3 protein-coding genes are annotated in these 4841 nt (G+C 71.0%); 1 reads left to right on the forward strand and 2 read right to left on the reverse strand.

The window, feature by feature from the left end; genetic code table 11:
• The coding region (locus tag ITI46_RS33185) for a LysR family transcriptional regulator (protein ID WP_209243660.1) at positions 1-833 on the reverse strand (833 nt) is incomplete at its 3' end.
• Between the two features lie 256 nt (positions 834-1089).
• Here ITI46_RS33185 and snpA point away from each other — a divergent pair.
• Positions 1090-1788, forward strand: coding sequence for a snapalysin (gene snpA, locus ITI46_RS33190; protein WP_209243661.1), 699 nt, complete (start codon positions 1090-1092; stop codon positions 1786-1788).
• 128 nt (positions 1789-1916) lie between these two features.
• Here snpA and pepN read toward each other — a convergent pair whose 3' ends face one another.
• Positions 1917-4535, reverse strand: coding sequence for an aminopeptidase N (gene pepN / locus ITI46_RS33195; RefSeq protein WP_209243662.1), 2619 nt, complete (start codon positions 4533-4535; stop codon positions 1917-1919).
• Between the last annotated feature and the right edge of the window lie 306 nt (positions 4536-4841).

The following is a 4841-nucleotide window of genomic DNA, read 5'->3' on the forward strand; positions in this document are numbered from 1 at the left end:
AGTTGTGTATAAGAGACAGCCACCACCAGCCGCACCCCGAGCGGATCACCCGCCAGGGGAACGATGGACATCCCGGGCCGGGGCTGCGACGTCGGCTGGCACGGCGTGACGACCTCCCCCGCCGCGACCAGATCGCCCGCGGACAGATAGTCGCCGTACACCACACGCGGGTCGATACGCGCCGCGGCGAACACCCGCCGCAGCCCGTCCCAGTCGCCGTCCACCGACGGGTCGACCATCCACTTCTCGTCCGCCAGCTCCGCGACGGCGACGGCCCGCCCGGCCCGCGCCGCGGGATGGGTGGCGGGCACGGCGACGAACTGGGGTTCGCGCCGCACCAGGACCCGCAGCTCCACGCCGTCGGGCACCCGCAGCGGCGAACCCTCCACCTCGTGCACGAAAGCGGCGTCGAGCTGGTTGGCCGCGACCATCCGCAGCAGCGCGTTCGCTGAGACGTCGGTCTGGAAGGTGAGGTCGGTGTCCGGCAGCCGGTTGTGCAGCCGGCGCAGCCAGCCCGGTACGGCTCTGCTGCCCGTGCTGCCGAGCCGGAGCCGCGCCCCCGGTCCCGCGTGGCCGAGGCCCGCCGCGTCCTTGGCCTCGCGGATCAGCTCGGCCATCTGCGCGACGATCGGCCGGGCGCGGTTGAGGACGGTGCGGCCGAGCGGCGTGGGTCTGCTGCCGGTGCGCTCGCGGTTGAAGAGCTGGCCGCCGACGGCCTGTTCGATCCGCCTGAGCTGGGTCGTCAGCGAGGGTTGCGTCATGCCGAGCTGGCGGGCCGCCTTGTGCACGCTGCCCGTGTCGGCGATCGCACACAGTGCACGAAGGTGCCTCACTTCGAGCTCCACACGCGGAGCATAACGGCGGTGTCGCGCGCCACACCAGACAGCGACCGGCCGGTGAACGCGGTGCAAGGCCCGGGCGGCACCGGGTGATTCACCGGAGCTATCGGCAGTTGACATCATTCCGGAACGCCGTGCGCTCGAACACACTCTCCCGCAGCAGAAATCCGTCCGGAGGGACCGGCGGCGCCCCCCACGCCAACATCCCAGAGCGGCGCCGGTTCCTCGGAACACGAGGAGAGAACCCCCCATGAGATACCGCAGACCGGCTCTTCCAGCGGCGCTCGGCCTGGGCGTGACCGTCGCTCTCGGCCTGGGTGCCGCACCCGCCACGGCCCTCGACGGTGCCTCCCACGCGTCCGCCAGCCACTCCGACGCGGCCTCCCACGCCACCTCCACCACCCCCACCACGCAGGGCTTCACCGGCGAGAACCAGCGCGACACCGAGAAGTTCTTCAAGCTCATCGTCGAGAAGGCGATGGAGAAGCAGGCCGAGAAGCCCGGCATCCAGCAGGTCACCATCAACTACGACGCCAGCGGCGCGCCCACCTTCCGCAGCCAGATAGCCAACAGCACCGCCGTGTGGAACTCGGCCGTGAAGAACGTGCAGCTGGCCGAGGGCGGTGGCGCCTCCTTCGACTACCGCGAGGGCAACGACCCGCGCGGCAGCTACGCGTCCACCGACGGGCACGGCAACGGCTACATCTTCCTGGACTACGCGCAGAACCAGGAATACGACTCCAACCGCGTCGTCGCCCACGAGACCGGCCATGTGCTCGGTCTGCCGGACCACTACGAGGGCCCGTGCGAGGAGCTGATGTCGGGCGGCGGCCCCGGCCCGTCCTGCACCAACGACCAGCCCAACGCCGCCGAGCGCGCCCAGGTCGAGCAGCTGTGGCAGAACGGGGTGACCGAAGTCCTGTTCGAGAAGGCGGCCTTCATGAAGTGAGCCACCGCACCGGGCGAGCGAGCCGCAGCGCCGGCTGATGCGCGCCCCGCACAGCTGCCCCCGGCCTGACAGTTGGCCGGGGGCAGCTGTACGAGCGCGTGGGGTGCGGCGGTGGGCGCCGCGCCGGGTCAGCCGGCCGCGCCTGCCGCGCCCGCCGCCTCGTCGGCCCGCTGGGCGCGCAGCGCCCGTTCGACGCCGGCCCTGGACTCGGTCACCAGCCGGCGCAGCGCGGCGCCGGGCTCGGCCGAGGCGAGCCAGGCGTCGGTGGCGTCCAGCGTCTCCTGCGAGACCTGGACCGTCGGGTAGAGCCCGATGGCGACCTGCTGCGCCATCTCGTGGCTGCGCTGCTCCCACACGTCCTTGACGGCGGCGAAGTAGCGCTCGGTGTAGGGCGCCAGCAGGGTCCGCTGGTCGGTCTGCACAAAGCCGGAGATGACCGCCTCCTGGACGGCGTTGGGCAGCGTGTCGCTCTCCACGACGGCCCGCCACGCCTCCGCCTTGGCCTCCGGGGTGGGGCGCGCGGCGCGGGCCGCGGCGGCGTGCCGCTCACCCGCGGAGGTGGCGTCCCGCTCCAGCTCGGCGCCGATCTCCGCGTCACCGGCCCGGCCGGTGGCGGCGAGCCGCTGCAGGAACGCCCAGCGCAGCTCCGTGTCGACGGCCAGGCCCTCGAGGGTCTCGCTGCCGTCCAGCAGTGCGGCCAGCAGGTCGAGCTGGGCGTCCGTACGGGCCACGGCGGCGAAGGCGCGGGCCCAGGCGAGCTGGTGGTCGCTGCCGGGAGCGGCGGCGCGCAGCTGCTCCAGGGTGGCCTCGGACCAGCGGGTCAGCCCCGTCTCCCGCCAGGCCGGTGCCGCGTACAGGTCCAGGGCGAGCTTGACCTGGCGCTGGAGGGACTGGACGACGCCGATGTCGGACTCCTTGCCGATGCCGGAGAGGACCAGATCGAGGTAGGAGCGCACGGGCAGCTCGGCGTCGCGGGTCATGTCCCAGGCAGAGGCCCAGCACAGGGCGCGCGGCAGCGGGTCGGCGAAGTCGCCCAGGTGCCGGGTGACGTCGGCCAGCGACTCGGCGTCCAGCCGGACCTTGGCGTAGGTGAAGTCGCCGTCGTTGAGCAGCAGCACATCGGGGCGCTTGCGCTCGCGGGGCAGCGTCACCTCGGTCAGCTCGCCCTCGACGTCGAGTTCGACGCTGTCGGTGCGCACGAGCTTGCCGTCCACCAGGTCGTAGAAGCCGACACCGAGGCGGTGCGGGCGCAGCGTGGGCGCGCCGGTGGCGCCCGCGGGCAGCGCGGGGGCCTCCTGGCGGATGGCCAGCGCGGTGAGGGTGCCGTCCTCGGCGGTGGTGAGTTCGGGCCGCAGGATGTTGATGCCCGCGGTCTCCAGCCACGCCTTCGACCACGCCTTCAGATCGCGCCCCGAGGTCTCCTCCAGGGCGCCGAGTAGGTCGCTCAGCCGGGTGTTGCCCCACTCGTGGCGCTTGAAGTAGGCGCGTACGCCCTGGAAGAACTCGTCCATGCCGACATAGGCGACGAGCTGCTTGAGGACGGAGGCGCCCTTGGCGTAGGTGATGCCGTCGAAGTTGACCAGGACGTCGTCCAGGTCGCGGATCGGGGCCATGATCGGGTGGGTGGAGGGAAGCTGGTCCTGGCGGTAGGCCCAGGTCTTCATCTGGTTGGCGAAGCTCGTCCAGGCGTGCGGCCAGCGGCTGCCGGGGGCGTGGGCCTGGCAGGCGATGGAGGTGTAGGTGGCGAACGACTCGTTCAGCCACAGGTCGTTCCACCACTCCATGGTGACCAGGTCGCCGAACCACATGTGGGCCAGCTCGTGCAGGATGGTCTCGGCGCGGCCCTCGTAGGCGGCGTCGGTGACCTTGGAGCGGAAGACGTACTGGTCACGGATGGTGACCGCGCCCGCGTTCTCCATGGCGCCCGCGTTGAACTCGGGCACGAAGAGCTGGTCGTACTTCTCGAACGGGTACGGATAGTCGAACTTCTCCTGGAACCAGTCGAAGCCCTGCCGGGTTACCTCGAAGATCGCCTCGGCGTCCAGATACTCCGCCAGCGAGGGGCGGCAGTAGATGCCCAGCGGCACGCTGCGGCCCTCGCCCTCCCAGGTGCTGTGCACCGAGTGGTAGGGCCCTGCGATGAGCGCGGTGATGTAGCTGGAGATCCGCGGGGTGGGGGCGAACCGCCACACATTGTCCGCGGGCTGCGGGGTCGGGGAGTTGGAGATCACCGTCCAGCCCTCGGGAGCGCGCACGGTGAACTGGAAGGTGGCCTTCAGGTCCGGCTGCTCGAAGGTGGTGAAGACCCGGCGCGCGTCCGGCACCTCGAACTGGGTGTAGAGATACGCCTGGTCGTCGACCGGGTCCACGAAGCGGTGCAGGCCCTCGCCCGTGTTGGTGTAGGCACAGTCCGCGACGACGCGCAGCTCCTGGGGGCCCGGCTCGAGACCGCGCAGCGCGATACGGGAGTCTGCGAAGACGGTGGCCGGGTCGAGGGATTCACCGTTGAGAGTGACCTCGTGCACGGTGGGCGCCACCAGATCGGCGAAGGTGTCGCCCGCCTCGGCGGCCTGGAAGCGAACCGTCGTCACGGAGCGGAAGGTCCCTCCCCCGCTCTCGGCTTCGCTCGAGCGGGAGGTGCCCCCACCCTGCGCACCGCTGATGTCCAGCTCGATCTCGTACGAGTCCACGGTGAGCAGCCGGGCTCGCTCCTGGGCCTCTTCGCGCGTCAGATTCGTGCCAGGCACTTGGTTGGTCTCCCCACTGTCGACTCTCGCGGATCTCGGCGCTGTCGTGCTTGACCGGCGCTGTCGTGCTGATCGCGTGCTGATTGCTGAAGCCATACTTGCACGCGGTTGTGACAGCTGGTGGCGGGCGTTCCTCCGCAGTTCAGACAGGGGTCATCCGGGTCGCCGAAGAAACGGATGAGGGGCTTTCCCCGCCCCTGCGAACCTCCGCTACCGGGAGACCGAATGCCCCGTCGCAGCCGTTTCAGGCCCGCCGACTCCGCTCCCTCTTCCGTATCCCCCACCGACCCTCACTCCCCCACGTCC

Origin of the sequence: Streptomyces oryzae, from assembly GCF_017676365.1 — a bacterium.
In the GTDB taxonomy this organism is placed as follows: domain Bacteria; phylum Actinomycetota; class Actinomycetes; order Streptomycetales; family Streptomycetaceae; genus Streptomyces; species Streptomyces oryzae.

Bases quoted from the DNA above. Each gene is read 5' to 3' on its own strand.
- snpA (WP_209243661.1), top strand. From the start codon at position 1,090: ATGAGATACCGCAGACCGGCTCTTCCAGCGGCGCTCGGCCTGGGCGTG.